This window comes from Klebsiella sp. D-Nf1 (assembly GCF_002810515.1).
Taxonomy (GTDB): domain Bacteria; phylum Pseudomonadota; class Gammaproteobacteria; order Enterobacterales; family Enterobacteriaceae; genus Klebsiella; species Klebsiella variicola.
Genome location: NZ_PIOK01000002.1, coordinates 532,725 through 555,470, shown reverse-complemented (window position 1 = coordinate 555,470; position 22,746 = coordinate 532,725). Strand labels below are relative to the sequence as shown.

The 22,746-nt window shown below is 58.7% G+C and carries 23 protein-coding genes and 1 CRISPR repeat array (1 of these 24 cut by a window edge); of the genes, 6 read left to right on the top strand and 17 right to left on the bottom strand.

From position 1 onward, the window contains the following. Positions 1-317: 317 nt before the first annotated feature. Genes CWM54_RS12645 through CWM54_RS12635 form a run of 3 tightly spaced genes read right to left on the bottom strand, consistent with a single transcriptional unit; the run spans position 318 to position 2,585 of the window. Positions 318-554: a non-oxidative hydroxyarylic acid decarboxylases subunit D gene (locus CWM54_RS12645; protein WP_061153527.1), complete on the bottom strand. Its 237-nt coding sequence runs from the start codon at positions 552-554 to the stop codon at positions 318-320. Between the two features lie 10 nt (positions 555-564). Further along, entirely contained in the window at positions 565-1,992 is a 1,428-nt protein-coding gene (locus CWM54_RS12640) for a non-oxidative hydroxyarylic acid decarboxylases subunit C (RefSeq protein WP_100631349.1), read from the bottom strand. Then, a complete protein-coding gene (locus CWM54_RS12635; RefSeq protein WP_002915099.1) occupies positions 1,992-2,585 on the bottom strand; it encodes a non-oxidative hydroxyarylic acid decarboxylases subunit B in 594 nt (197 codons plus the stop codon). The genes CWM54_RS12640 and CWM54_RS12635 overlap by 1 nt, the downstream gene beginning before the upstream one ends. A gap of 174 nt (positions 2,586-2,759) precedes the next feature. Here CWM54_RS12635 and CWM54_RS12630 point away from each other — a divergent pair, with 174 nt between their 5' ends. Beyond that, on the top strand, positions 2,760-3,167 hold the full coding sequence (locus CWM54_RS12630; protein WP_061153525.1) for a MarR family winged helix-turn-helix transcriptional regulator: 408 nt from the start codon (positions 2,760-2,762) through the stop codon (positions 3,165-3,167). An 8-nt stretch (positions 3,168-3,175) separates the two neighbouring features. Here CWM54_RS12630 and CWM54_RS12625 read toward each other — a convergent pair whose 3' ends face one another. Beyond that, positions 3,176-4,063 (bottom strand): LysR family transcriptional regulator, encoded by an 888-nt coding sequence (locus tag CWM54_RS12625; protein WP_061153524.1) that lies wholly within the window; start codon positions 4,061-4,063, stop codon positions 3,176-3,178. Between the two features lie 108 nt (positions 4,064-4,171). Between CWM54_RS12625 and CWM54_RS12620 the strand changes: the two genes are divergently transcribed. Together CWM54_RS12620 and CWM54_RS12615 are read left to right on the top strand one after the other, a co-directional pair. Continuing rightward, the gene (locus CWM54_RS12620; protein ID WP_100697333.1) at positions 4,172-5,374 is read left to right on the top strand and encodes an MFS transporter; all 1,203 of its coding nucleotides are present in this window, start codon (positions 4,172-4,174) and stop codon (positions 5,372-5,374) included. Continuing rightward, a complete protein-coding gene (locus tag CWM54_RS12615) occupies positions 5,371-5,748 on the top strand; it encodes a DUF4440 domain-containing protein (protein WP_100697332.1) in 378 nt (125 codons plus the stop codon). The genes CWM54_RS12620 and CWM54_RS12615 overlap by 4 nt, the downstream gene beginning before the upstream one ends. A gap of 52 nt (positions 5,749-5,800) precedes the next feature. Here CWM54_RS12615 and rpoS read toward each other — a convergent pair whose 3' ends face one another. The 13 genes from rpoS to cysG all read right to left on the bottom strand — a co-directional run bounded on the left by rpoS (position 5,801) and on the right by cysG (position 17,040). Beyond that, the gene (gene rpoS, locus CWM54_RS12610) at positions 5,801-6,793 is read right to left on the bottom strand and encodes an RNA polymerase sigma factor RpoS (RefSeq protein ID WP_002915106.1); all 993 of its coding nucleotides are present in this window, start codon (positions 6,791-6,793) and stop codon (positions 5,801-5,803) included. Positions 6,794-6,950: 157 nt separating this feature from the next. Next, complete coding sequence (nlpD, locus tag CWM54_RS12605) at positions 6,951-8,096, bottom strand: murein hydrolase activator NlpD (protein ID WP_100697330.1); 1,146 nt, start codon at positions 8,094-8,096, stop codon at positions 6,951-6,953. 125 nt (positions 8,097-8,221) lie between these two features. Then, the gene (locus tag CWM54_RS12600; RefSeq protein WP_002915108.1) at positions 8,222-8,848 is read right to left on the bottom strand and encodes a protein-L-isoaspartate(D-aspartate) O-methyltransferase; all 627 of its coding nucleotides are present in this window, start codon (positions 8,846-8,848) and stop codon (positions 8,222-8,224) included. Further along, positions 8,842-9,603, bottom strand: coding sequence for a 5'/3'-nucleotidase SurE (gene surE, locus CWM54_RS12595; RefSeq protein ID WP_012540737.1), 762 nt, complete (start codon positions 9,601-9,603; stop codon positions 8,842-8,844). The genes CWM54_RS12600 and surE overlap by 7 nt, the downstream gene beginning before the upstream one ends. Next, positions 9,584-10,633, bottom strand: a complete 1,050-nt coding sequence (gene truD / locus CWM54_RS12590) for a tRNA pseudouridine(13) synthase TruD (RefSeq protein WP_100680796.1) — start codon at positions 10,631-10,633, stop codon at positions 9,584-9,586. Before truD ends, surE begins: the two co-directional genes overlap by 20 nt. After that, complete coding sequence (ispF, locus tag CWM54_RS12585; RefSeq protein ID WP_100697328.1) at positions 10,630-11,109, bottom strand: 2-C-methyl-D-erythritol 2,4-cyclodiphosphate synthase; 480 nt, start codon at positions 11,107-11,109, stop codon at positions 10,630-10,632. Before ispF ends, truD begins: the two co-directional genes overlap by 4 nt. Continuing rightward, positions 11,109-11,819 carry a 2-C-methyl-D-erythritol 4-phosphate cytidylyltransferase gene (ispD, locus tag CWM54_RS12580; protein WP_074387742.1) on the bottom strand — a complete coding sequence of 237 codons (711 nt, stop codon included), beginning with the start codon at positions 11,817-11,819 and terminating at the stop codon, positions 11,109-11,111. The genes ispF and ispD overlap by 1 nt, the downstream gene beginning before the upstream one ends. Before the next feature lie 19 nt (positions 11,820-11,838). Continuing rightward, positions 11,839-12,156: a cell division protein FtsB gene (gene ftsB / locus CWM54_RS12575; protein WP_002915156.1), complete on the bottom strand. Its 318-nt coding sequence runs from the start codon at positions 12,154-12,156 to the stop codon at positions 11,839-11,841. A 140-nt stretch (positions 12,157-12,296) separates the two neighbouring features. Then, positions 12,297-12,623, bottom strand: a complete 327-nt coding sequence (locus CWM54_RS12570; RefSeq protein WP_100697326.1) for a DUF3561 family protein — start codon at positions 12,621-12,623, stop codon at positions 12,297-12,299. A gap of 50 nt (positions 12,624-12,673) precedes the next feature. After that, positions 12,674-13,279, bottom strand: a complete 606-nt coding sequence (cysC, locus tag CWM54_RS12565; protein WP_002915158.1) for an adenylyl-sulfate kinase — start codon at positions 13,277-13,279, stop codon at positions 12,674-12,676. Next, positions 13,279-14,706: a sulfate adenylyltransferase subunit CysN gene (gene cysN / locus CWM54_RS12560; protein WP_100680793.1), complete on the bottom strand. Its 1,428-nt coding sequence runs from the start codon at positions 14,704-14,706 to the stop codon at positions 13,279-13,281. Before cysN ends, cysC begins: the two co-directional genes overlap by 1 nt. A gap of 9 nt (positions 14,707-14,715) precedes the next feature. Beyond that, positions 14,716-15,624, bottom strand: coding sequence for a sulfate adenylyltransferase subunit CysD (cysD, locus tag CWM54_RS12555; RefSeq protein WP_061153518.1), 909 nt, complete (start codon positions 15,622-15,624; stop codon positions 14,716-14,718). A 9-nt stretch (positions 15,625-15,633) separates the two neighbouring features. Next, positions 15,634-17,040 (bottom strand): siroheme synthase CysG, encoded by a 1,407-nt coding sequence (gene cysG / locus CWM54_RS12550; RefSeq protein ID WP_165785926.1) that lies wholly within the window; start codon positions 17,038-17,040, stop codon positions 15,634-15,636. Positions 17,041-17,286: 246 nt separating this feature from the next. On the opposite strand from cysG, the gene CWM54_RS12545 reads away from it, so the two are divergent. Genes CWM54_RS12545 through CWM54_RS12535 form a run of 3 tightly spaced genes read left to right on the top strand, consistent with a single transcriptional unit; the run spans position 17,287 to position 19,789 of the window. Then, complete coding sequence (locus tag CWM54_RS12545) at positions 17,287-18,342, top strand: aminopeptidase (RefSeq protein ID WP_100697324.1); 1,056 nt, start codon at positions 17,287-17,289, stop codon at positions 18,340-18,342. Positions 18,343-18,376: 34 nt separating this feature from the next. Further along, positions 18,377-19,294, top strand: a complete 918-nt coding sequence (locus CWM54_RS12540) for a DUF3142 domain-containing protein (protein ID WP_227521625.1) — start codon at positions 18,377-18,379, stop codon at positions 19,292-19,294. A 27-nt stretch (positions 19,295-19,321) separates the two neighbouring features. Continuing rightward, positions 19,322-19,789, top strand: a complete 468-nt coding sequence (locus CWM54_RS12535; protein WP_227521624.1) for a hypothetical protein — start codon at positions 19,322-19,324, stop codon at positions 19,787-19,789. A 232-nt stretch (positions 19,790-20,021) separates the two neighbouring features. Continuing rightward, positions 20,022-22,746: direct repeats of the CRISPR family, unit length 29 nt; unit sequence CGGTTTATCCCCGCTGGCGCGGGGAACAC (it continues 1,453 nt past the right edge of the window).

The following is a 22,746-nucleotide window of genomic DNA, read 5'->3' as shown; positions in this document are numbered from 1 at the left end:
GAGACTAACATCTGAATTGTCTATGTTCATTCGCTAGCCTCAGTTGATAGAAATATCTCCTGGGGCTTTCGTCTGTCTGGGGTCCTGGTAATGCTCAAGGCCAGACAGCCTCAAGCACCCGCCACTATTCTATACTCGTCAGGACGTGAAATTTATCTGCAAGGAATTAATCAGACGGATTTTATAATAATCTGGAAGCAGGCTCGCAAAGTTATCCCAGTATATTAACCCTTCACGTAATTTTTTAATTTAATGAAAAAATAGCTTCTATAATTGTACTAAATATAAAAAAGGCCCGACTTAGCGGGCCCCTTTCATTAACGCTTATCTTCCGGCAATAGCGGCGGTACGTGTGGCACCTGCGGTGCCTCATCAATATCTTTCTGCGTCATCCGGAACGCTTCCGGATAGTGCTCGCGGCTGGTGCGGCGCAGCGGCTCGGTATTTCGCCAGGTATAAAGACAGTGCTGGCACTGATACACGGTCCAGACCCCTTTCACCGGCGACGTCGCCATCACTTCAATCTTTTCATCGGCGCAACGTGGACAAATCATCTTTTTCTCCTTATTTACGGTTGGCCAGCATAGCGGTCAGTTTTTCAGCCCAGGCTTTGGTTTCCGGCAGATCCTGCACCGGCTGGCTGTAGTGGCCGCGAAGGTCCGGCGCAACCGGGGTGGTGGCGTCGATAATCAGTTTGTCGGTGATGCCCGCCGGGCTGGAGCCTGGGTCAAGTTCAAGGACCGACATGTTCGGCAACTGCACCAGGTCACCCGCCGGGTTAACCTTCGAGGAGAGCGCCCACATCACCTGCGGCAGGTTGAACGGGTCAACGTCTTCATCAACCATGATCACCATCTTCACATAGCCGAGGCCGTGCGGAGTGGTCATCGCCCGCAGGCCCACCGCGCGGGCAAAACCGCCATAGCGTTTTTTGGTGGATATGATCGCCAGCAGACCATGGGTGTACATGGCGTTGACCGCCTGTACTTCCGGGAACTCGGCCTTCAGTTGCTGATACAGCGGCACGCAGGTCGCCGGCCCCATCAGATAGTCAATTTCGGTCCACGGCATACCGAGATAGAGCGATTCAAAAATCGGTTTGCTGCGATACGAGACTTTGTCGATACGCACTACCGTCATGTTACGACCGCCGGAGTAGTGGCCGGTAAACTCACCGAACGGCCCCTCGATCTCACGCTTACGCCCTTCAATGACCCCTTCGAGGATCACTTCCGAACCCCAGGGTACATCAAAGCCGGTCAGCGGCGCGGTGGCGATGGGATACGGGCTCTCGCGCAGCGCGCCAGCCATTTCATATTCTGACTGATCGTATTTCAGCGGCGTGGCGCCCATCAGGGTAATAATCGGGTCGTTACCGAGGGTGATGGCAATCGGCAGATCTTCCCCACGCTCTTCCGCTTTATGCAGATGCAGCGCGATATCATGCATCGGCACCGGCTGCAGGCCGAGCTTGCGCTTGCCTTTCACTTCCATGCGGTAGATACCGACGTTTTGCTTACCGAAGTTGTCAGGATCAAGCGGGTCGCGTGATACGACACAGGCTTTGTCGAGGTAGAAACCGCCGTCACCATCGTTGAGGCGGAACAGCGGCAGAATATCGAACAGGTTGATATCGTCGCCATCAACGGTGTTTTCCGCCCACGCCGGGTTGGCGCGGCGCTCTGGCGTCACCGGGAATTTATCCCAGCGGCGAATGAATTCATCAATCTGCTTTTTCACCGGCGTGTTAGGCGGCAGGCCCAGCGAGATGGCATGGTTCTGCCACGAGCCGATGGTGTTCATCGTCACGCGGGCGTCAGTAAAGCCACGAATATTATCGAACCACAGCGCCGGGGCGCCGTCGCCGATACGTCCGGTCGCATTGGCGGCCGCCGCCAGATCGGGCTCGGCGTTTACCTCTTCACTGATTTTCAGCAGTTGTCCCTGGTCATCCAGCGCCTGCAAAAAGCTGCGCAAATCATCAAAAGCCATTATTCGATCTCCTGTGCAAATTGTTCTGCCGTGCGCAAGCCGTTCCAGCGGCGCGCTTTGTGATAGTCGAGGCCAAACTGATCCAGCACCCGGGTGACGATATGATTGGTGATATCGTCAACCGTCTCCGGGTGGTTGTAGTAAGCCGGCATCGGCGGCACCATCGCCACGCCCATGCGCGACAGCGCCAGCATGTTCTCCAGATGGATCGTGCTGAGCGGCATTTCCCGCGGGACCAGCACCAGCTTGCGCCCCTCTTTGAGCACCACGTCCGCCGCGCGGCCCACCAGCCCTTCGGCATAGCCCGCGCGAATGCCTGCCAGCGTTTTCATACTGCAGGGAATAACGATCATGCCGTCGGTACGAAATGAACCGGATGAGATGGTGGCGGCCTGGTCAGCCGGGCTGTGGGAAAAGTCCGCCAGCGCGGCCACTTCGCGCGCTGTCCAGGGCGTTTCCAGCTCGATGGTGGTTTTGGCCCATTTCGACATCACCAGGTGGGTTTCCACCTCCGGCATATCACGTAGCGCCTGCAGCAATGCCACCCCAAGCGGAGCCCCGGTGGCCCCCGTCATCCCAATAATCAGTTTCATTCCAGACCTCACTTATTTTGTTCGTACACGAACTTTATATTTAAATTACCCTCTCCGGACGGTGATGACAAGATCGTTCGTATACGTGCGCATTTTTAATCAAAAACGCAGAAAGGGTATAAAATGGCGTACGAACGGCTATCATAGAGGTGACAGTTTTGTTACGGAGTATTCATGGAGTTACGAAACGAAGCATTTCACCTGCTGCGCCAGCTTTTTCAACAACATACCGCCCGCTGGCAGCAAGCGTTACCGGATCTGACTAAACCTCAGTACGCGGTGATGCGCTCGGTAGCGGAGCAGCCGGGTATCGAGCAGGTCGTGCTGATTGAAGCGGCGGTCAGTACCAAGGCCACGCTGGCGGAGATGCTCAGCCGGATGGAGGCACGCGGCCTGGTGCGCCGTGAGCACGATCCCGCTGATAAACGCCGCCGTTTTGTCTATCTGACCGAACAAGGCGAGGCGTTGCTTAACCGTTCGATTCCGCAGGGCAATGAGATCGATGACGAGTTTCTCGGCCGCCTGAGCGATGACGAACGCGAACAGTTCTCCCGGCTGGTCCGCAAAATGATGGCGCCCTGAGCGGTCAATTAAACGACCTTCTCACGCAGGAAATCGATAAACGCCCGCACCCGGGTCGGCATGTGCTGCGCATCGGGATAAAGGGCATACACTCCTTGCTGTGGGAAATGGTATTCCGACAGGAGCGGCACCAGCTCCCGCTGCGCCACTTTTTCGGCTACCAGCCATGCCGGCAGCAAGGCGATACCGCACCCGGCCAGGGCAAAGCTCATCAGCGCCGTAGCGCTGTCGGCTGAAAAGCGCGGCGCGCTGGCGATGGCGAAATCCACCTCTGTCTGTTGATCCGTTCGCAGCTGCCAGCGCAGCGGCGCCGACAGACGCTCATGAATAATCCAGTCGGCTTGCGCCAGATCGGACAGCGTCTGCACCGGATGGCTTGCCAGCCAGGCCGGAGAGGCGACGGGCAGGATCGCGAAACTGGCTATCCGCGTCGCCCGATAGCGGGAATCGGCCAGCGTACCGAGGCGTATCGCCACATCAAATCGTTCTGAAATGAGGTCCGCATGGTGGGAGGACGAAACGTGGCGCACCCGCAGCGCCGGGTGACGACGGGCAAACGCGGCCAGCGCCGGAATGATAACCTGCGCGCCATACTCCGGCGTGGTGGTGATCCGCAGCTCTCCACTTAATCCAGTATGGCTGGCCCGCACCTCATCCTGCAGATTTTCCGCCGCTTTCAGCAGCGCCACCCCACGCTGATAGAACAACGTCCCGGCGTCGGTGAGCCGCAGACGACGCGTTGAGCGCAGCAGCAGAGTCACCCCCAGTTCATTTTCCAGTTGCCGAACGTTAAAGCTGACCACCGCCTTGGTCTGCCCCAGCGCCGCAGCGGCCAGGGTGAAGCTGCCGGCATCCACCACGGCGATAAACATGGTCACACGCTGAAGATTAAGCATTGTCGTCCGGATGATTGTCAAAAATATTCAGACAGTATATCCCGATTCACCCCGTTTATCCCCCGCAGAACCGGGTTTACAGTAGCCGCCTGTCTGAGGGAGTGAACCATGACCTATCGCCACCGCGTTGCCACCGTTTTTCTGTTCGGCTTTTTTCTCGATTTAATCAATATGTTTATCGCCAGCATCGCCTTCCCGGCCATCAGCCGCGCGCTGACGGTTTCCGTCTCTCAGCTGGCGTGGGTCAGCAATGCTTATATTCTCGGTCTGACGGTCGTCGTACCGTTCAGTGCCTGGCTTAGTCAGCGCTGGGGGGCGAAACGACTGTTTTTACTCTCGCTGGGGCTGTTCAGCCTTGGCGCGCTGGCGGCAGGGCTTGCCAGTAGTCTCGGCGAGCTGATTTTCTGGCGGACGCTGCAGGGGATGGGCGGCGGGCTGTTAATCCCCCTTGGCCAGGCATTGACGTGGCCGCTGTTTCAGCCGCATGAGCGGGCGAAACTGTCGGCGGCGGTGATGCTGGTCGGCCTGCTGGCGCCAGCCTGCTCGCCGGCGATCGGCGGCCTGTTAGTCCAGGCCTTCAGCTGGCGCTGGGTCTTTTTCGCCAGCCTGCCTGTGGCTCTGCTAACCTTTGTGCTGGCGGTGCGATGGCTGAACGACAGCCCCGGCCCGGTTCGCCCAACTCGCTTTCTTCCGCTGTCGTTGCTGGCCGATCCCCTGCTGCGCTTCGCGATGCTGATCTACCTCTGCGTACCGGGGATGTTTATTGGCGTCAACGTGGTCGGGATGTTCTACCTGCAACGCGTCACCGGGATGGCGCCGGGGGCCATCGGTGCCCTGATGGTGCCCTGGTCGCTGGCCTCGTTCGCCGCCATCACTTTTACCGGCAGGTATTTCAACCGCTTCGGGCCACGACCGCTGGTGATGGTTGGCTGCTTGCTACAGGCGGCGGGGATCCTGCTGCTGCTGAAGATCGATGCGCACAGCCCGCTGGCGCTGTTGATTCTGGCCTTTACGCTGATGGGCGGAGGAGGCAGCTTATGCAGCAGCACCGCGCAAAGCAGCGCCTTCCTGCATACGTCTGCCGAAGAGATGCCTGACGCCAGTGCGCTGTGGAATCTGAACCGCCAGCTCAGCTTCTTTGCCGGCAGCGCGCTGCTCGCCGTGCTGCTGAGGGGATTTCCGCCGGCCTACGCCTGGCAAATCGTGTTTATTAGCGCCGCCGCCATCACCCTGTTGCCGCTGCTGTTTTGCCTGCGGCTGAATAATCGGGCGATTATCCATCGCCTACACACCACTCTGGAGAAGTCATGAACCCTTATCTGCAGGAAGTCCTCGACGCCCATGTCCTTATCGAACGCTGGTTAAGCCAGGGGGAAGGAAGCGCTGAGACACTGATGACACGTTTTGCCGCCGAATTCACCATGATCCCTCCGAGCGGCGAGAAGATGGACTACCCGGCGGTGAGCCGTTTTTTCCACCATGCGGGCGCAACCCGTCCGGGATTACACATCGTGGTGGATCAGGCGAAAATCATTAGCGAGTGGCACGACGGCGCCGCAGTGCTATACCGTGAAAGCCAAACGCTGGCGGATGGCAGTGAGAACGTACGCTGGTCGACGGCGATTTTTCAGCAAACGGAAGGGAAAATTATCTGGCGTCATCTGCAGGAAACCCGCCTCGGCTAGGGCAAAGAAAAAGGCCCCGACTGTCGAGGGGGCCTTTTTGAGAGAAAAGATCTTATTCGCGGAAGAGCGCCTCGATATTCAGCCCCTGCCCCTGCAGAATTTCCCGCAGGCGACGCAGACCTTCCACCTGGATCTGCCGCACACGCTCGCGGGTGAGGCCAATTTCACGGCCCACATCTTCCAGCGTGGCTGCTTCATAACCCAGCAGACCGAAACGACGCGCCAGAACTTCACGCTGCTTGGCGTTCAGCTCGAACAGCCATTTGACGATGCTTTGCTTCATATCATCGTCCTGCGTGGTGTCTTCCGGGCCGTTCTCTTTCTCATCGGCCAGAATATCCAGCAGCGCTTTTTCTGAATCGCCACCCAGCGGAGTATCCACGGAGGTGATGCGCTCGTTCAGACGCAGCATACGGCTGACGTCATCGACCGGTTTGTCCAGCTGTTCGGCTATCTCTTCCGCACTTGGCTCGTGGTCCAGCTTATGGGACAACTCGCGCGCGGTACGCAGATAGACGTTCAGCTCTTTAACAATATGGATCGGCAAACGGATCGTACGGGTTTGGTTCATGATCGCCCGTTCAATGGTCTGGCGGATCCACCAGGTCGCATAGGTCGAAAAACGGAACCCACGTTCCGGGTCAAACTTCTCAACGGCGCGGATCAGGCCGAGGTTACCTTCTTCAATCAGATCCAGCAGCGCCAGACCACGATTGCTGTAACGACGGGCAATCTTCACCACCAGACGCAGGTTGCTTTCAATCATGCGACGGCGTGAAGCGACATCACCACGCAGTGCGCGACGCGCGAAATAGACTTCCTCTTCCGCGGTCAGCAGTGGGGAATAACCAATCTCTCCAAGATAAAGCTGAGTGGCGTCAAGTACGCGTTGTGTTGCGCCTTGCGACAGTAGCTCTTCCTCAGCCAGATCGCTATCACTGGGTTCCTCTTCTACTAAGGCCTTCTCGTCGAAAACCTCAATTCCGTTCTCATCAAATTCCGCGTCTTCATTTAAATCATGAACTTTCAGCGTATTCTGACTCATAAAGGTGGCTCCTACCCGTGATCCCTGAGCAAAGCACCTTCCACGGCACATCAACAAACGACGCCTGGACGATTTCCCCTGCCCTCTCTGCGAGAGTGGCGTAGACACCGCCCTGGCGCCTGTTAGCTGATGCTTCGCTTATCCGTACTTTGCCAAATTATCGCTGCGGTAAGTACTGCAGCGGGTTGACGGATTTCCCCTTGTAACGAATTTCAAAATGTAATCTTGTTGAGCTGGTTCCGGTGCTACCCATGGTAGCGATTTTCTGCCCCGCTTTGACTTCCTGTTGCTCCCGAACCAGCATGGTATCGTTATGAGCGTAGGCACTCAGGTAATCATCGTTGTGTTTGATGATAATAAGATTACCGTAGCCGCGCAGTGCGTTACCGGCATAGACGACACGCCCATCGGCGGTCGCGACAATAGCCTGTCCCTTACTGCCTGCAATGTCGATACCTTTATTGCCGCCTTCCGCGCCGCTAAAGTTCTCGATAACCTTGCCATCAGTCGGCCAGCGCCATGATGAGATCGGCGAACTGGTTGACGTACTGCTTGCAGTCGGCTGGGTTGTGCTCACCGTTGTTGGTGCCGTCACCGGCGCGACAACCGTTGTGGTCGTGGTCGCTGGTTTATTATTAGGCAACATCTTGGTAGCACTCTGTTCACCTGAAGATTCAGAATACGTAATAGTCGGTTGTGAAGCAACCACCGCGGTCGATTTTTGTGCAGAAGTTGTGGTGGCTGTCGCACCGCCGCTCGCCCTTGCGCTGGCCTGAGAAACGGCGTTTTCACCGGTGATCGGCTGGCCTGAGGCGTTGCCGACCTGCAGCACCTGACCCACGTTCAGGGCGTACGGGGCCGGGACATTGTTGCGTTGCGCCAGGTCACGGAAATCGTTGCCGGTGACCCACGCGATATAGAACAGCGTGTCTCCCCGTCTTACCGTATAGGTACTGCCGCCGGTATAGCTACCTTTCGGAATATCGCCATATTTGCGGTTGTAAACGATCTTACCGTTCACCGTCTGCACCGGCTCCTGCGCCATCGGCGTCGGCTGCGGCTGAATGGTTTGGGTCTGTACCGGCTGGATCGGCTGGATCGGCTGCGCCTGAGGAGCAGACTTGACGCCGGAGGATGGCGGCGTAATCAGCATGCCGGAGTTGGTGCTGGAAGAGGCGGCACCGCCGGCAGAGCTAACCGGCGCTGGCGGATTATTGGTGTTGGTACACCCGGCCAGCCAGAGTGAAACCAGTGAAAGAGCCGCAATACGGCTGACGGTAAATTTGGTGCTTCCCGCGCTCATTTATCCCCCAGGAATATGTTAACTGCCAATATCTTGCTTACCGGGCGGCGCCCGGCCAGGACACTGAAAAATGTGTCCACCCTACGCCTAAAGTCAGGCAAAAAAAACCTGGAATAATCCGGGTCTCAGGCCAGCTCCCCCTTCACCAGGGGAACAAAGCGAACGGCCTCGACGGTATCAATGATAAATTCGTTGCCCCGGCGACGGATCCGTTTGAGAAACTGATGCTCTTCGCCAACCGGCAGCACCAGCACGCCATCGTCATCCAGCTGCGCCAGCAGCGCGGTTGGAATCTCCGGCGGCGCCGCCGTCACAATAATGGCATCAAACGGCGCCCGTGCCTGCCAACCTTGCCACCCATCGCCATGACGGGTTGAAACATTATGTAAATCAAGTTGTTTCAGGCGACGACGCGCCTGCCACTGTAAACTCTTAATCCGCTCCACCGAGCAAACGTGATGCACCAGGTGCGCCAGGATGGCCGTCTGGTAGCCGGAACCAGTGCCGATCTCCAGCACGCGCGACTCCGGCGTCAGCGTCAGCAGCTCGGTCATCCGCGCCACCATGTAAGGCTGGGAGATGGTCTGCCCCTGGCCAATCGGCAGCGCGGTGTTTTCCCACGCTTTATGTTCAAAGGCTTCATCAACAAATTTTTCGCGCGGGACAAGCGCGATCGCCTCGAGGACACGCTCATCGACGATGCCCTGCGTGCGCAGTTGATTCAACAAACTTTCAACACGTTTACTTACCATTGCCCGTCAACCCCGACACGTTCCAGCCAATCGCTGACTACCTCATGCGCCTGATGGGCGGTTAAATCGACGTGCAATGGCGTCACGGAAACATAGCCTTCATCCACTGCCGCAAAATCGGTGCCCGGCCCGGCATCGCGCTTATCGCCCGGCGGGCCAATCCAGTACAGGGTGTTGCCGCGCGGATCTTTTTGCGGGATCACCTGGTCGGCCGGATGGCGGTTGCCGCAGCGGGTCACGCGAATGCCCTTGATTTGATCAAGCGGGAGATCCGGCACGTTGATGTTAAGGATCCGCCCGGTACGCAGCGGCTCGCGGCTTAAGGCGCGCAGAATGGTGCAGGTTACCGCCGCGGCGGTATCGTAATGCTGATAGCCGTTCAGCGACACGGCCAGCGCGGGGAACCCCAGATGGCGGCCTTCCATCGCTGCGGCCACGGTGCCGGAATAGATGACGTCATCGCCCAGGTTGGGACCCGCGTTAATGCCGGAAACGACGATGTCCGGACGTGGGCGCATCAGCGCGTTCACGCCGAGATAGACGCAGTCGGTCGGGGTGCCCATCTGGACGGCGATGTCGCCATTTTCAAAGGTAAACGTACGCAGGGATGATTCCAGCGTCAGCGAATTCGAGGCTCCGCTGCGGTTACGATCGGGTGCAACAACCTGGACCTCGGCAAACTCCCTTAAGGCCTTTGCCAGGGTCTGTATCCCCGGCGCATGGATCCCGTCATCGTTACTCAGCAATATTCGCATAGTCACCCGTTGTATTGATAAGCTCCCTGACCACGCTGGTGGCGAAGCTGCCCGCCGGCAGCCAGAAACGCAGTTCAACGGTTACGTCATCCCACCAGTTCCAGCTAAGCTGCTGCGGATAGAGGAGCATCGCCCGGCGCGCCGCCTCAACTTTCTCCCGCACCAACAGCGCCTGCAGCGACGTTTCTTCGGCGATGGCGGCCTGCTCGGCGGCCAGAGCGTCGCGCTGGCTTCCCCAGTCGCCGCTGCCCGGCAGCGCAGCCGTGATCATCAGTTCGCGGTTGTTCACCCGCGCCTGCGAAACCTCGAGTTCTTCCGGTGTGACGACAAACCAGCTCCCACGCCCCGCTAATTGTAGCGCATCGCCATCAACAACCTGATTAAATTCCGTTTTTTTTAATCTAATACTGACTTGCTGATTAAACAACGCACTGCGGGCCGCCGACAACCAAAAACTGCGCTTATTGCGATCGCGCACCGGCGCGTCGCTTTCCGCCCAGCGCAACGCGCCCTGCAGATTACTGCCGCCAATGCCAAAGCGCTGCGCGCCGAAATAGTTCGGTACGCCCCGTTCAGCGATGGCCTGCAGACGCGTCTCCACGTCCTGTCGATCGCTAATCTCGCGCAGGATCACGGTAAACTGGTTGCCTTTCAGCGCGCCTAAACGCAGCTTACGCTTATGGCGGGCATATTCCAGTACCTGGCAGCCCTCGAGCTGAAATTTGCTCAGGTCCGGCATCTCTTTGCCGGGCACCCGCGCGCACAGCCACTGCTCGGTGACGGCGTGCTTATCCTTTTGCCCGGCGAAGCTCACTTCACGGGCGTGGATCTTGAGGAATTTCGCCAGCGCGTCGGCGACAAAGCGCGTATTGCAGCCGTTTTTCAGGATCCGCACCAGCACATGTTCGCCTTCGCCGTCCGGCGCAAAGCCCAGATCCTCCACTACCAGAAAATCTTCCGGATTGGCTTTCAGCAGCCCGCTGCTCTGCGGCTTGCCGTGCAGCCAGGTCAGTTGGTCAAAGGCGATCATTTTTCGGCCTTACGCAGCAGCGCGACCGCTTCGCAGGCGATCCCTTCCCCGCGGCCGGTGAAGCCCAGCTTCTCGGTGGTGGTCGCTTTCACGTTGACGTCGTCCATATGGCAGCCGAGATCTTCAGCGATAAAGACGCGCATCTGCGGAATATGCGGCAGCATCTTCGGCGCCTGGGCGATAATGGTGACGTCGACGTTGCCGAGCGCATAGCCTTTGGCCTGAATACGACGCCACGCTTCGCGCAGCAGTTCGCGGCTATCGGCGCCTTTAAACGCCGGATCGGTATCGGGGAACAGTTTGCCGATATCGCCGAGCGCCGCGGCACCCAGCAGCGCGTCGGTCAGCGCATGCAGCGCGACGTCGCCGTCGGAGTGGGCCAGCAGCCCTTTTTCATAAGGAATGCGTACCCCGCCAATAATGATTGGGCCTTCACCGCCAAAAGCGTGTACGTCAAAACCATGTCCAATTCGCATTAAGCTTTCTCCTGGTGTCGGGAACGGGTGAGGTAAAATTCAGCCAGCGCCAGGTCTTCCGGGCGCGTCACTTTAATATTATCCGCGCGACCGGCGACCAGCTGCGGATGGAAGCCGCAGTACTCCAGCGCCGAGGCTTCATCGGTGATGGTCGCCCCCTCGTTCAGCGCCCGGGTGAGGCAATCCACCAGCAGCTCGCGAGGGAAAAATTGCGGGGTCAGCGCATGCCACAGGTCATTGCGATCGACGGTATGGGCGATAGCGGTTTTGCCCGGTTCGGCGCGCTTCATGGTGTCACGAACCGGCGCCGCGAGGATCCCCCCGACACGGCTGGTTTCGCTGAGCGCCAGCAGGCGGCTGAGGTCGTCCTGATGCAGGCAGGGGCGCGCGGCGTCATGCACCAGCACCCACTGCGCCTCCGGCAACGCCTTCAGGCCCGCGAGCACGGAATCGGCGCGCTCGGCGCCGCCATCCACGACGGTAATTTGCGGGTGCTGCGCCAGCGGTAGCTGGCTGAAGCGCCGATCGCCGGGGCTGACGGCAATTACCACGCGCTGGACGCGCGCATCCGCCAGCAGCGCAGCGACCGCATGTTCGAGAATCGTTTTGTTACCGATTGAGAGATATTGTTTCGGGCATTCCGTTTGCATGCGGCGGCCAAAACCGGCTGCCGGCACCACGGCGCAAACGCCCGGAAAAGTGGCTGCCATGTTGTTATCCTGGGCCTGGTTATCGATTGTTCTGCTGTTGCCCCGATGCCTGGTTGCGTTTAGACGCATCCGGTACCAGACGATAGAAGGTTTCGCCCGGGCGGGTCATACTGAGTTCATTGCGCGCGCGCTCCTCGATCGCTTCCTGCCCGCCGTTGAGGTCGTCAATTTCGGCAAATAGCTGATCGTTGCGTGCTTTTAATTTGGCGTTAGTCGCCTGCTGGGCGGTGACGTCGTCGTTAACCCGCGTGTAGTCGTGCAGGCCGTTTTTACCGAACCACAGCGAATACTGTAGCCAGACCAGCAAAGCTAATAATAGCAGCGTTAGTTTACCCATCCTGCCCCCTGACAAACGGCATCATCATCCCAAAACTCGCCCGGGTACGCTACCAGGGCGCGCGGACGATGCCGCGTAACGCGGGGACTGTACCATATTTTTGCTGCCGATACCCATGCTTGATTCATACCAGAAACGGGTTATCCCAACAGCCAGAGGAAGAGTAGCGCAAACATCATCCCGACGGTCAGGATGGTCGCGCTGGCGCTATAGAGCAGCTTGCCATTGAGCAGAGAGTGCAGCGCAATACCGACCACTACCGCCACCGGCATCAACGCCAGGAAGAACGGCCAGGTGTAAAGGAGGAAGAAGAGCGTATTACTGCCATAGAGAAGGAAGGGAATACCCAGCGCCAGCAGCCATGAAATAAAGCCCACGGCAGCGCCCGACAGAGACCAGGTGGTCTCGTCGCCGATCGCCGGAGGCGGTTCTGAACGAATAATACTGAGGTTCTGGGTATTGCGCATATCGAATCCTGTAGACCGGGCAACCGGCACCCCTCGATGCCGCTGCCGTTTCAGGATCTGATAATATCGCTCTGTTGCAGCAGGTCTAATAGTTGGTGCACCAAATTTGTTACCAATTGTTCACCATCCAGATGAATTTCCGCCTTTTCCGGTGCCTCATAGACCGAGTCTATGCCGGTGAAATTGCGTAATTCCCCTGCCCGCGCCTTCTTGTACAACCCTTTCGGATCCCGCGCCTCGCAGATGGCCAGCGGGGTATCGACGAACACTTCGATGAAGCGTCCCTCCCCCAGGCGCTCGCGCACCATCTGCCGTTCCGCGCGGTGTGGTGATATAAATGCCGTCAATACCACCAGACCGGCATCGACCATCAGCCTGGCCACTTCGCCGACGCGGCGAATGTTCTCTTTGCGATCCTCATCACTGAATCCCAGATCGCTGCACAGGCCATGGCGCACATTGTCGCCGTCCAGCAGATAGGTGCTGACGCCGCGCTCATGCAGCGCCTCTTCCAGCGCCCCGGCGACGGTGGATTTACCCGACCCCGAAAGGCCGGTAAACCACAGCACCACGCCGCGATGGCCGTGATGCTGTTCCCGCTGCTGCTGGGTCACAGGATGGGCATGCCAGACGACGTTTTCGTCATGCTGGGCCATTATTGGCCTCCCAGCAGGTCGCGGGCGTCCCAGTGAGGGAAGTGTTTACGGATCAGCTGGTTCAGCTCCAGCTCAAAGGCGCTGTACGGCGATGCCGACGTCGACGCCTGCAGGTGCGGCTCGTTGACCATCCCGGCGCCCACAGTGACGTTGGTCAGGCGATCGATAAAGATAAGCCCGCCGGTCACTGGGTTTTGCTGATACGGATCCAGCACTAAAGGTTCGTCAAAGGTCAGCTCCACCAGCCCAATGCCGTTCAGCGGGAGAGACTCGACTTCACGTTGGGTCAGGTTGTTAATATCGACCTGGTAGCGGATAGCGTCGACGCGAGCGCGAGTCTTCTTGCCGGCGATTTTAATGTCGTAGCTCTGCCCCGGGGTCAGCGGCTGCTCGGCCATCCACACCACGTCGATGCTGGCGCTTTGCACCGCCGGCAGCGAGGCTTGCGCGTCAACCAGCAGGTCGCCGCGGCTGATGTCGATTTCATCTTTCAGCACAATGGTAATGGCTTCGCCGGCGGCAGCTTCCTGCAGGTCGCCGTCGAAGGTGACGATACGCGCCACGCTCGATTCGACGCCCGACGGCAGCACCTTCAGACGCTGGCCAACGGTAACCGTACCGGAGGCGACCGTGCCGGAGAAGCCGCGGAAATCGAGGTTCGGACGGTTAACATACTGCACCGGGAAGCGCAGCGGCTGGCTCTCGACCACCCGCTGGATCTCCACGGTTTCGAGGACTTCCAGCAGGGTCGGACCGCTGTACCACGGGATGTTCGCGCTCTGGCTGGCGACGTTATCGCCTTCCAGCGCCGACAGCGGCACAAAACGGATATCGAGGTTGCCCGGCAGCTGCTCGGCAAAGGTCAGATAATCTTCCCGGATCTCGTTGAAGCGCGCTTCGCTAAACTCGACGAGATCCATTTTGTTGACCGCCACCACCAGGTGTTTAATGCCCAGCAGCGTAGAGATAAAGCTGTGACGGCGGGTCTGGTCGAGCACGCCTTTGCGCGCATCGATCAGCAGGATCGCCAGGTCGCAGGTTGACGCGCCGGTGGCCATATTGCGCGTGTACTGCTCGTGCCCCGGGGTGTCGGCGATGATAAATTTGCGTTTTTCGGTCGAGAAGTAGCGATAGGCGACATCGATGGTGATGCCCTGCTCGCGCTCAGCCTGCAGGCCGTCCACTAGCAGCGCCAGGTCCAGTTTTTCACCCTGGGTACCGTGACGCTTACTGTCGTTGTGCAGAGACGACAGCTGGTCTTCATAGATCTGGCGAGTATCGTGCAGCAAACGGCCAATTAAGGTGCTTTTGCCGTCATCTACGCTGCCGCAGGTCAGAAAACGCAGCAGGCTCTTGTGCTGTTGCGCGTGCAGGTAAGCTTCTACGCCGCCTTCATTAGCAATTTGTTGGGCAATTGTGGTGTTCATGGCGGCTCCTTAGAAATACCCCTGACGTTTCTTCAGCTCCATCGAGCCGGCCTGGTCGCGGTCAATCACGCGGCCCTGACGTTCACTGGTGGTTGATACCAGCATCTCTTCAATAATTTCCGGCAGCGTCTGCGCTTCAGACTCCACTGCGCCGGTCAGCGGCCAGCAGCCAAGGGTACGGAAACGCACCATCCGTTTTTCAATCACCTCGCCCGGCTGCAGATCGATACGGTCATCATCGATCATCATCAGCATACCGTCGCGCTCCAGCACCGGGCGCTCAGCAGCCAGATACAGCGGCACGATTTCAATATTTTCCAGATAGATGTACTGCCAGATATCCAGCTCGGTCCAGTTGGAGAGCGGGAAGACGCGGATGCTTTCGCCTTTGTTAATCTGGCCGTTGTAGTTGTGCCACAGCTCTGGACGCTGATTTTTCGGGTCCCAGCGGTGGAAGCGGTCGCGGAAGGAGTAGATGCGCTCTTTCGCGCGGGATTTCTCTTCGTCGCGACGCGCGCCGCCGAACGCGGCGTCAAAGCCGTATTTGTTCAGCGCCTGCTTCAGGCCTTCCGTTTTCATGATATCGGTATGCTTAGCGCTGCCGTGGACGAACGGGTTGATGCCCATCGCCACCCCTTCCGGGTTTTTATGCACCAGCAGCTCACAGCCGTAGGCTTTGGCGGTATGGTCACGGAACTCATACATCTCACGGAATTTCCAGCCGGTATCGACGTGCAGCAGCGGGAACGGCAGGGTTCCCGGATAAAACGCTTTGCGCGCCAGATGCAGCATTACGCTGGAATCTTTCCCGATGGAGTACATCATCACCGGGTTAGAAAATTCGGCGGCCACCTCACGAATAATATGGATGCTTTCCGCCTCCAGTTGCCGCAGGTGAGTGAGTCGTTTTTGGTCCATAACCGTTCCTTAAGCCAGATTGACCACCGAAGAGTTAAACCCCTCGGCGGATGATGTATGTTGAAACCAGGCGAGCTGCTGATGCAGCTGCACCACTTCGCCCACCACCAGCAGGGCGGGCATCGGGGCGTCTTTCGCCAGGTGTTCGAGTTGTTGCAATGTGCCGGTTATCGTCTGCTGATCGTCGCGGGTACCGCGGGAAATCACCGCGACCGGCGTAGTGCTGTCGCGACCGTGGGCGATCAGCTGCGCGCTGATTTCTGCCGCCTTCATGGTGCCCATGTAGATCGCCAGCGTTTGTTGGCTCTTCGCCAGCAGCGACCAGTCGAAGGGGGCGCTGTCCGGCTTATAGTGGCCGGTGACAAAGACGGCGCTTTGCGCATAATCGCGATGGGTCAGCGGAATACCGGCGTAGGCCGTCGCCCCGGCGGCGGCAGTGACGCCAGGCACCACCTGGAACGGGATCCCCGCTTCGGCGGCAGCCTGCAGCTCTTCTGCGCCGCGGCCAAAAATAAACGGATCCCCGCCCTTCAGACGCACGACGGTTTTCCCTGCCTTCGCCGCCGCCACCAGCAGCTGATTGGTTTCATGCTGCGGCACCGAGTGCTCGCCGGCGCGTTTGCCGACACAGATTAACTCGGCATCGCGGCGCACCAGCTCGAGAACCGGCTGGGTCACCAGATGGTCGTGGAAAACCACGTCCGCCTGCTGGATCGCCTGCAGACCACGAAGGGTCAGCAGCCCGGCATCGCCCGGGCCGGCGCCCACCAGAATAATTTCTCCCGTCTCGCGTTCGGGCTTATCCAGCTCATCCTGCAGCGCCTTTTCCGCCTCCGCATGATTGCCCGCCACCATCAGGCTGGCAAAGCGGCCGGTGAAGACGCGTTCCCAGAAGCGACGACGCGCTTCGGTGGTCGTCAGACGGGTTTTCAGATGGTTACGCCAGTAGCTCGCCGATTCCGCCAGCCGTCCGAGGTTCGTCGGCAGCAGCGCTTCAATTTTCTCGCGCAGAATGCGCGACAGCACTGGCGCTTTGCCGCTGGAGGAGATCGCCACCAGCAGCGGCGAACGGTCGACGATAGAAGGGAAGACAAACGAGCACAGCGCCTGGTTATCCACCACATTGACCAACCGGTAGCGCGCGTTAGCCGCCGCAAACACCCGCTGGTTAAGCGCCTCGTCCTCCGTGGCCGCAATCACCAGAAAGACATCATCCACCAGCGACTCGCTAAATTCCGTCGCCCGCCAGCTAAGCGCCTGGCGCGCCGCCAGATCGGCCAGCGCCGGAGAGAGCGTCCCGGCGACCACCTGCACCTGCGCCTGGGCGCGCAGCAGGAATTTAATCTTGCGTTCAGCAATCTCACCGCCGCCGATCACCAGCACGGGCCTTTGTTTCAGTTCGGCAAAAAGGGGCAAGTAATCCACGGCGCAACAACTCTCTTACAATCAGCGATACTGCGACTATAGGGTGCGCCTAAGAGCAAATGAAATTACGAAATGGAATGAGTTGTGACGCAAAGGAATAACGCTGTGGAAATACAAATATCAAAAAGTGCTTAACGCGCTATTTTTCCGCTATTTAAGAGCGATTGAAATTGTTTAACCGCGGTCACAGTTTCATACTGTACGCGTCAAATTGTCTTGTTCGTGTAAGGACCCCTTATGTTTTCCGCGTTGTGCCGCCGTCTGCTTCCTCTGGCGCTCGGCACCGGTTTTGTTTTCGCCGCCGCCCCCGCATTCAGCGCGCTGGGCGACACCGCCAGTAGCCAGGCCCGTCATATCGCCACCGTCTTCCCGGGACGAATGACCGGAACACCAGCCGAGATGTTGTCAGCCGAGTACCTCCGCCAGCAGTTCGCCCAGATGGGTTATCAGAGCGACGTGCGCAGCTTCAATACCCGCTACATCTATACCGATAACAATCAGCGTAAGAACTGGCATAACGCCACCGGCAGTACGGTGATCGCCGCCCATGAAGGCCAGTCCCGCCAGCAAATCATTATTATGGCGCACCTCGATACCTACGCGCCGCAGAGCGATAAAGACGTGGAGAACAACCTTGGCGGTCTGACGCTGCAGGGAATCGACGACAACGCGATGGGGCTCGGCGTGATGCTGGAGCTGGCGGATCATTTAAAGAATATCCCCACCCGCTATGGCATTCGCTTTATCGCCACCAGCGGTGAAGAGGAAGGTCGTCTCGGGGCGCAAAATCTGCTGCAGCGCATGAGTGAGGCGGAAAAGAAAAATACCCTGCTGGTGATCAACCTCGATAATCTGGTGGTGGGAGATAAGCTTTACTTCAACAGTGGCCGCCGCACGCCGGCCTCGGTGCGTAAGCTTACCCGCGACCGCGCGCTGGCTATCGCCCGCAGCAAGGGGATTGTCGCGGCGACCAATCCAGGACTGAACCCAGCATACCCAAAAGGCACCGCCTGCTGTAACGACGCCAGCGTCTTCGACAGCGCGGGGATCCCGGTGCTGTCGGTCGAGGCAACCAACTGGTCACTCGGCAAAAAGGATGGCTATCAGCAGCGCCAGAAATCCCGCGCCTTCCCGGACGGCACCAGCTGGCATAGCGTGCAGATTGATAATCAGCAGTATCTCGACCACGCGCTGCCGGGACGCATAGAACACCGCAGCCGCGAGGTAGTGAAAGTGATGCTGCCGCTGGTGAAAGAGCTGGCGAAGGTGGAGAAGCCATCGTCTTTAAAATAATCGGTTAGTCAACACCGGCAACAAGGACGTCGCCATGATTAATTTTCGCTGTTCTGGCCTTCTTCTTCTTCTGATGCTGGCTGTCAGCGCGGGGGCTCTCGCCGACAGCCAGGTCTATATCTGGCAGCGCGTCTGGAATGACCAGCATAAAGCAGCGCTACGGCAAAGCCAGGAGCTGTTTTCCACCTTGCGCGTTCTGGGGATCCAGTTTCATCCTCAGGAAGGCGTCCGCCTGGCCCACGTTAATACTTCCTTATTACAGCAGGACGGCCGCCCGGTGTGGCTGGTCGTCCGCCTGGACGGCAGCCTGACGCAGCTCGATGCCACCACAATACTGCCGCAGATAAAGCGTCTTGTGACCCACTGGCGCCAGGCGGGCGTTAACCTCTCCGCCATTGAAATCGATTATGATGCTCCCACTTCACGGCTCTCCGATTATCAACGTCTGCTGATGGCCTTGCGCCAGGGGCTGCCTTCAGACATCACGCTCAGCATCACGGCGCTCCCTACCTGGCTCACCTCCCCTGGGCTACGTCCTCTGCTGAAAGCGGTAGATAGCTCCGTATTGCAACTCCATAGTGTGCAATCTCCCGGTCAGGGATTGTTTGACCCCACGCCGGCCCGGCGCTGGAGCAGGCAGTATGCGCTTATCGCCCCGCATCCCTTTTACCTCGCGCTCCCGGCCTATGGTTCCGCGCTCATCACTGCCCCGGGACAGCCCGCCAGCGTCGAGAGTGAGTCGCCGCTGTGGATTGCGGCTGAAAAAGAAGAACTGAGTGTTTCACCGCAGCAAATCGACACGTTTATTCGCGAACTGGAACAACGGCCGCCGCCTCATTTTTCAGGCTTCGTCTGGTTCCGTCTGCCGCTGGATAACGATACCCGCGCCTGGTCGCTCAGCACGCTGGCGGCCGTCATTCACCACCCGCAGGCTGTGGCTGGCGTTTCCTGACAAGGCCAGTATCCGCTGGTGACGCTCATGTTGAAAAATGCCAAAGAAGACGGGCTTACCGCCTGGGTGAGAGCCAAAATGGCGCTGCGGGCGGGTGATGCCATAACAGCGGCGGCATGGTTCGCCCAAGCGGCTGCGTCATTCCTGCCAAACGAAGCATGGGGCTTCCAGCAGTCTAGTGATGACATTATCAGCGAGGAGTTTGTGACGCTGGTCTGCCGTATTCACGCCCAGCAGGCGATACTCGCGCTCAACCGCGACGACTATCTGCAGGCGATGTGGTTGATGTATCAGGCGAAAGAAAATTACTGGCCGGATGTCGCGCACATTGCCGAACGGGAGCTAACGGTCAATGAGCTCATTGCTTTCGTGGATAAAAATGTCCCGGCACCTTCTCCTTCTGATCTTAATATGCCGAAAAATGCCGGGCGCGAAAGCGCCGACGCCAGGCTACGCAATCTGCTCGCACGACGCCTGATGCGCACGGGCCAGTAGCAAAAGCTCTGGCCTATTTTGCGCTAACTGAGGATAGAGACACCGCCCAGGCGTTTATCAATACCTTGCCGACAAAAGGACACAAAAAAGCTCAGGCGCAGGGCTGGTGGCAAGCGGTGCTGATCCTGCGCCATCAAACAGCCTATGAGATGGCGCCTGATTGTTAGTTGCGGGCTTATCCCCGTGAATGCGGGGAACACGCATACATCACCATCACGCAGAACATCGTCGATGGTTTATCCCCGCTGGCGCGGGGAACACGAAAGGCATACCGCCACCATACTGACGGGCATCGGTTTATCCCCGCTGGCGCGGGGAACACGACGCATTGCACCTTAATAATAACGGGGCAGACGGTTTATCCCCGCTGGCGCTGGGAACACTCACACCAGCAGAACTGATTCGACTGAATCTGCGGTTTATCCCCGCTGGCACGGGGAACACACCACCAGCGTCACGGTATTGATCAGTTGTTTCGGTTTATCCCCGCTGGCGTGGGGAACACATCTCATTTTCTGGAAAATAAACGTTTTTAAACGGTTTATCCCCGCTGGCGCGGGGAACACCGCTCATCCTTCGTCTTTACCTGTTCCTGCATCGGTTTATCCCCGCTGGCGCGGGGAACACCTGACGGTAACGCTGTTTCAGTTTATGACACCCGGTTTATCCCCGCTGGCGCGGGGAACACTAGCACCGGGCTGGTGGATATCGGCGGGGTGACGGTTTATCCCCGCTGGCGCGGGGAACACGTACGACGACGCCACATACCCCGGCGACGCTGCGGTTTATCCCCGCTGGCGCGGGGAACACACAATATCGCTCTCCTTCATCACCGGTTGATGCGGTTTATCCCCGCTGGCGCGGGGAACACCTGCGAGAGCGCATTGCTCGTGTTGTTCGCGCCGGTTTATCCCCGCTGGTGCGGGGAACACATACGCCGCAGTTCCAGTTCACGAATGCCCGCCGGTTTATCCCCGCTGGCGCGGGGAACACATGCTGGCCGGCAGGTTAACGAAATTCGCCACCGGTTTATCCCCGCTGGCGCGGGGAACACAATGGCCTGGGAAACGAGCTGTGCTCGTAGCTCGGTTTATCCCCGCTGGCGCGGGGAACACGGGAAATCTGCGCCACATCCGCCGGCCATACGCGGTTTATCCCCGCTGGCGCGGGGAACACGATGGTTCCATATTGACGATCTGCCAAAGCCGCGGTTTATCCCCGCTGGCGCGGGGAACACGAGGTGCGTATGACCATCCTCTTTCATTTGCCCGGTTTATCCCCGCTGGCGCGGGGAACACCTGGTCAGAGCGACCAAAGAGGGCGCTCACGACGGTTTATCCCCGCTGGCGCGGGGAACACGCAACCCCAAAAAGATTGAGTTCACGATTAGTCGGTTTATCCCCGCTGGCGCGGGGAACACTACCGCGCCAAATGCTATGTGGAAAAAGCGCCCGGTTTATCCCCGCTGGCGCGGGGAACACAGATGGACCGCAATGATAATGCCAATATGACTCGGTTTATCCCCGCTGGCGCGGGGAACACATATACCTGCGTAAAGGGTACGAGCATGAATGCGGTTTATCCCCGCTGGCGCGGGGAACACGGCGTAGCTCCGCCGCAGGAAGATATTGATAAAGGTTTATCCCCGCTGGCGCGGGGAACACACGTCCTGGGCAAGGCGGGCAAGACGGGATCTCGGTTTATCCCCGCTGGCGCGGGGAACACCGTGTCTATCGTGTGCTAAGATGTGTTTGACACGGTTTATCCCCGCTGGCGCGGGGAACACCGCGCCGCGAATAGTCAACGGAACGTCAGAACCGGTTTATCCCCGCTGGCGCGGGGAACACCTGAACACGTCCAGGTTGGTGCGCGATGTTGCCGGTTTATCCCCGCTGGCGCGGGGAACACGTCCTCAATCAGGGAGGTTTATGAGCCGCGTACGGTTTATCCCCGCTGGCGCGGGGAACACACCACGAGCAATAAAGCGCCGGACATTACCCACGGTTTATCCCCGCTGGCGCGGGGAACACTAACCCCTGAAGAAGTGGGACAACGTTTACTGCGGTTTATCCCCGCTGGCGCGGGGAACACAGCCTGTGCCATTTTGTCAATTTCACCAGCCGCGGTTTATCCCCGCTGGCGCGGGGAACACGACGTTACCGGGCGTACGGAATTTGTATTCAGCGGTTTATCCCCGCTGGCGCGGGGAACACGCCATATCATCGTAGCGGCGAGCTACTGCGATAGGTTTATCCCCGCTGGCGCGGGGAACACTTTGCCAACGCCGGCGGTTTCCAGGCTGGTGACGGTTTATCCCCGCTGGCGCGGGGAACACGTCCAGCCGTTCGGCTCACCGTCATAGTCAACCGGTTTATCCCCGCTGGCGCGGGGAACACTTCACCAGCCCGGCAAGATTCTCCAGCCCCCGCGGTTTATCCCCGCTGGCGCGGGGAACACCTGGCTGCGGAGAATGTGGGGCTGAAAGGTGCCGGTTTATCCCCGCTGGCGCGGGGAACACGAGTTTGCCAAGTATAACCAGCTGTACCCGGATGGTTTATCCCCGCTGGCGCGGGGAACACCCTATGTTGAATACCGGCATCACTGCGACACTCGGTTTATCCCCGCTGGCGCGGGGAACACGCCGTGTGCTCAAGCCAAATGGCAGTATTTATCGGTTTATCCCCGCTGGCGCGGGGAACACCGATAGCGAACTGCTCGCCTCTTTTTACGAGTCGGTTTATCCCCGCTGGCGCGGGGAACACGACAAGCGGCCTAATCTCTCGCTCTCCAAAGGCGGTTTATCCCCGCTAGCGCGGGGAACACTCATATTTCCCGCGTGTCGTTGTGTGATTGCACGGTTTATCCCCGCTGGCGCGGGGAACACTTAAAATCAATGTAATCAAATTTAAAAGATGCCGGTTTATCCCCGCTGGCGCGGGGAACACGCGTTAATGAAA

Bases quoted from the DNA above. Each gene is read 5' to 3' on its own strand.
- CWM54_RS12570 (WP_100697326.1), bottom strand. From the start codon at position 12,623: ATGCGCAATACCCAGAACCTCAGTATTATTCGTTCAGAACCGCCTCCG.
- CWM54_RS12645 (WP_061153527.1), bottom strand. From the start codon at position 554: ATGATTTGTCCACGTTGCGCCGATGAAAAGATTGAAGTGATGGCGACG.
- cysD (WP_061153518.1), bottom strand. From the start codon at position 15,624: ATGGACCAAAAACGACTCACTCACCTGCGGCAACTGGAGGCGGAAAGC.
- CWM54_RS12620 (WP_100697333.1), top strand. From the start codon at position 4,172: ATGACCTATCGCCACCGCGTTGCCACCGTTTTTCTGTTCGGCTTTTTT.
- CWM54_RS12630 (WP_061153525.1), top strand. From the start codon at position 2,760: ATGGAGTTACGAAACGAAGCATTTCACCTGCTGCGCCAGCTTTTTCAA.
- ispF (WP_100697328.1), bottom strand. From the start codon at position 11,109: ATGCGAATTGGACATGGTTTTGACGTACACGCTTTTGGCGGTGAAGGC.
- truD (WP_100680796.1), bottom strand. From the start codon at position 10,633: ATGATCGCCTTTGACCAACTGACCTGGCTGCACGGCAAGCCGCAGAGC.
- CWM54_RS12545 (WP_100697324.1), top strand. From the start codon at position 17,287: ATGTTTTCCGCGTTGTGCCGCCGTCTGCTTCCTCTGGCGCTCGGCACC.
- CWM54_RS12635 (WP_002915099.1), bottom strand. From the start codon at position 2,585: ATGAAACTGATTATTGGGATGACGGGGGCCACCGGGGCTCCGCTTGGG.
- CWM54_RS12535 (WP_227521624.1), top strand. From the start codon at position 19,322: ATGTTGAAAAATGCCAAAGAAGACGGGCTTACCGCCTGGGTGAGAGCC.
- cysC (WP_002915158.1), bottom strand. From the start codon at position 13,279: ATGGCCCAGCATGACGAAAACGTCGTCTGGCATGCCCATCCTGTGACC.
- surE (WP_012540737.1), bottom strand. From the start codon at position 9,603: ATGCGAATATTGCTGAGTAACGATGACGGGATCCATGCGCCGGGGATA.
- ispD (WP_074387742.1), bottom strand. From the start codon at position 11,819: ATGGCAGCCACTTTTCCGGGCGTTTGCGCCGTGGTGCCGGCAGCCGGT.
- cysN (WP_100680793.1), bottom strand. From the start codon at position 14,706: ATGAACACCACAATTGCCCAACAAATTGCTAATGAAGGCGGCGTAGAA.
- CWM54_RS12615 (WP_100697332.1), top strand. From the start codon at position 5,371: ATGAACCCTTATCTGCAGGAAGTCCTCGACGCCCATGTCCTTATCGAA.
- CWM54_RS12540 (WP_227521625.1), top strand. From the start codon at position 18,377: ATGATTAATTTTCGCTGTTCTGGCCTTCTTCTTCTTCTGATGCTGGCT.
- CWM54_RS12625 (WP_061153524.1), bottom strand. From the start codon at position 4,063: ATGCTTAATCTTCAGCGTGTGACCATGTTTATCGCCGTGGTGGATGCC.
- rpoS (WP_002915106.1), bottom strand. From the start codon at position 6,793: ATGAGTCAGAATACGCTGAAAGTTCATGATTTAAATGAAGACGCGGAA.
- ftsB (WP_002915156.1), bottom strand. From the start codon at position 12,156: ATGGGTAAACTAACGCTGCTATTATTAGCTTTGCTGGTCTGGCTACAG.
- CWM54_RS12640 (WP_100631349.1), bottom strand. From the start codon at position 1,992: ATGGCTTTTGATGATTTGCGCAGCTTTTTGCAGGCGCTGGATGACCAG.
- CWM54_RS12600 (WP_002915108.1), bottom strand. From the start codon at position 8,848: ATGGTAAGTAAACGTGTTGAAAGTTTGTTGAATCAACTGCGCACGCAG.
- nlpD (WP_100697330.1), bottom strand. From the start codon at position 8,096: ATGAGCGCGGGAAGCACCAAATTTACCGTCAGCCGTATTGCGGCTCTT.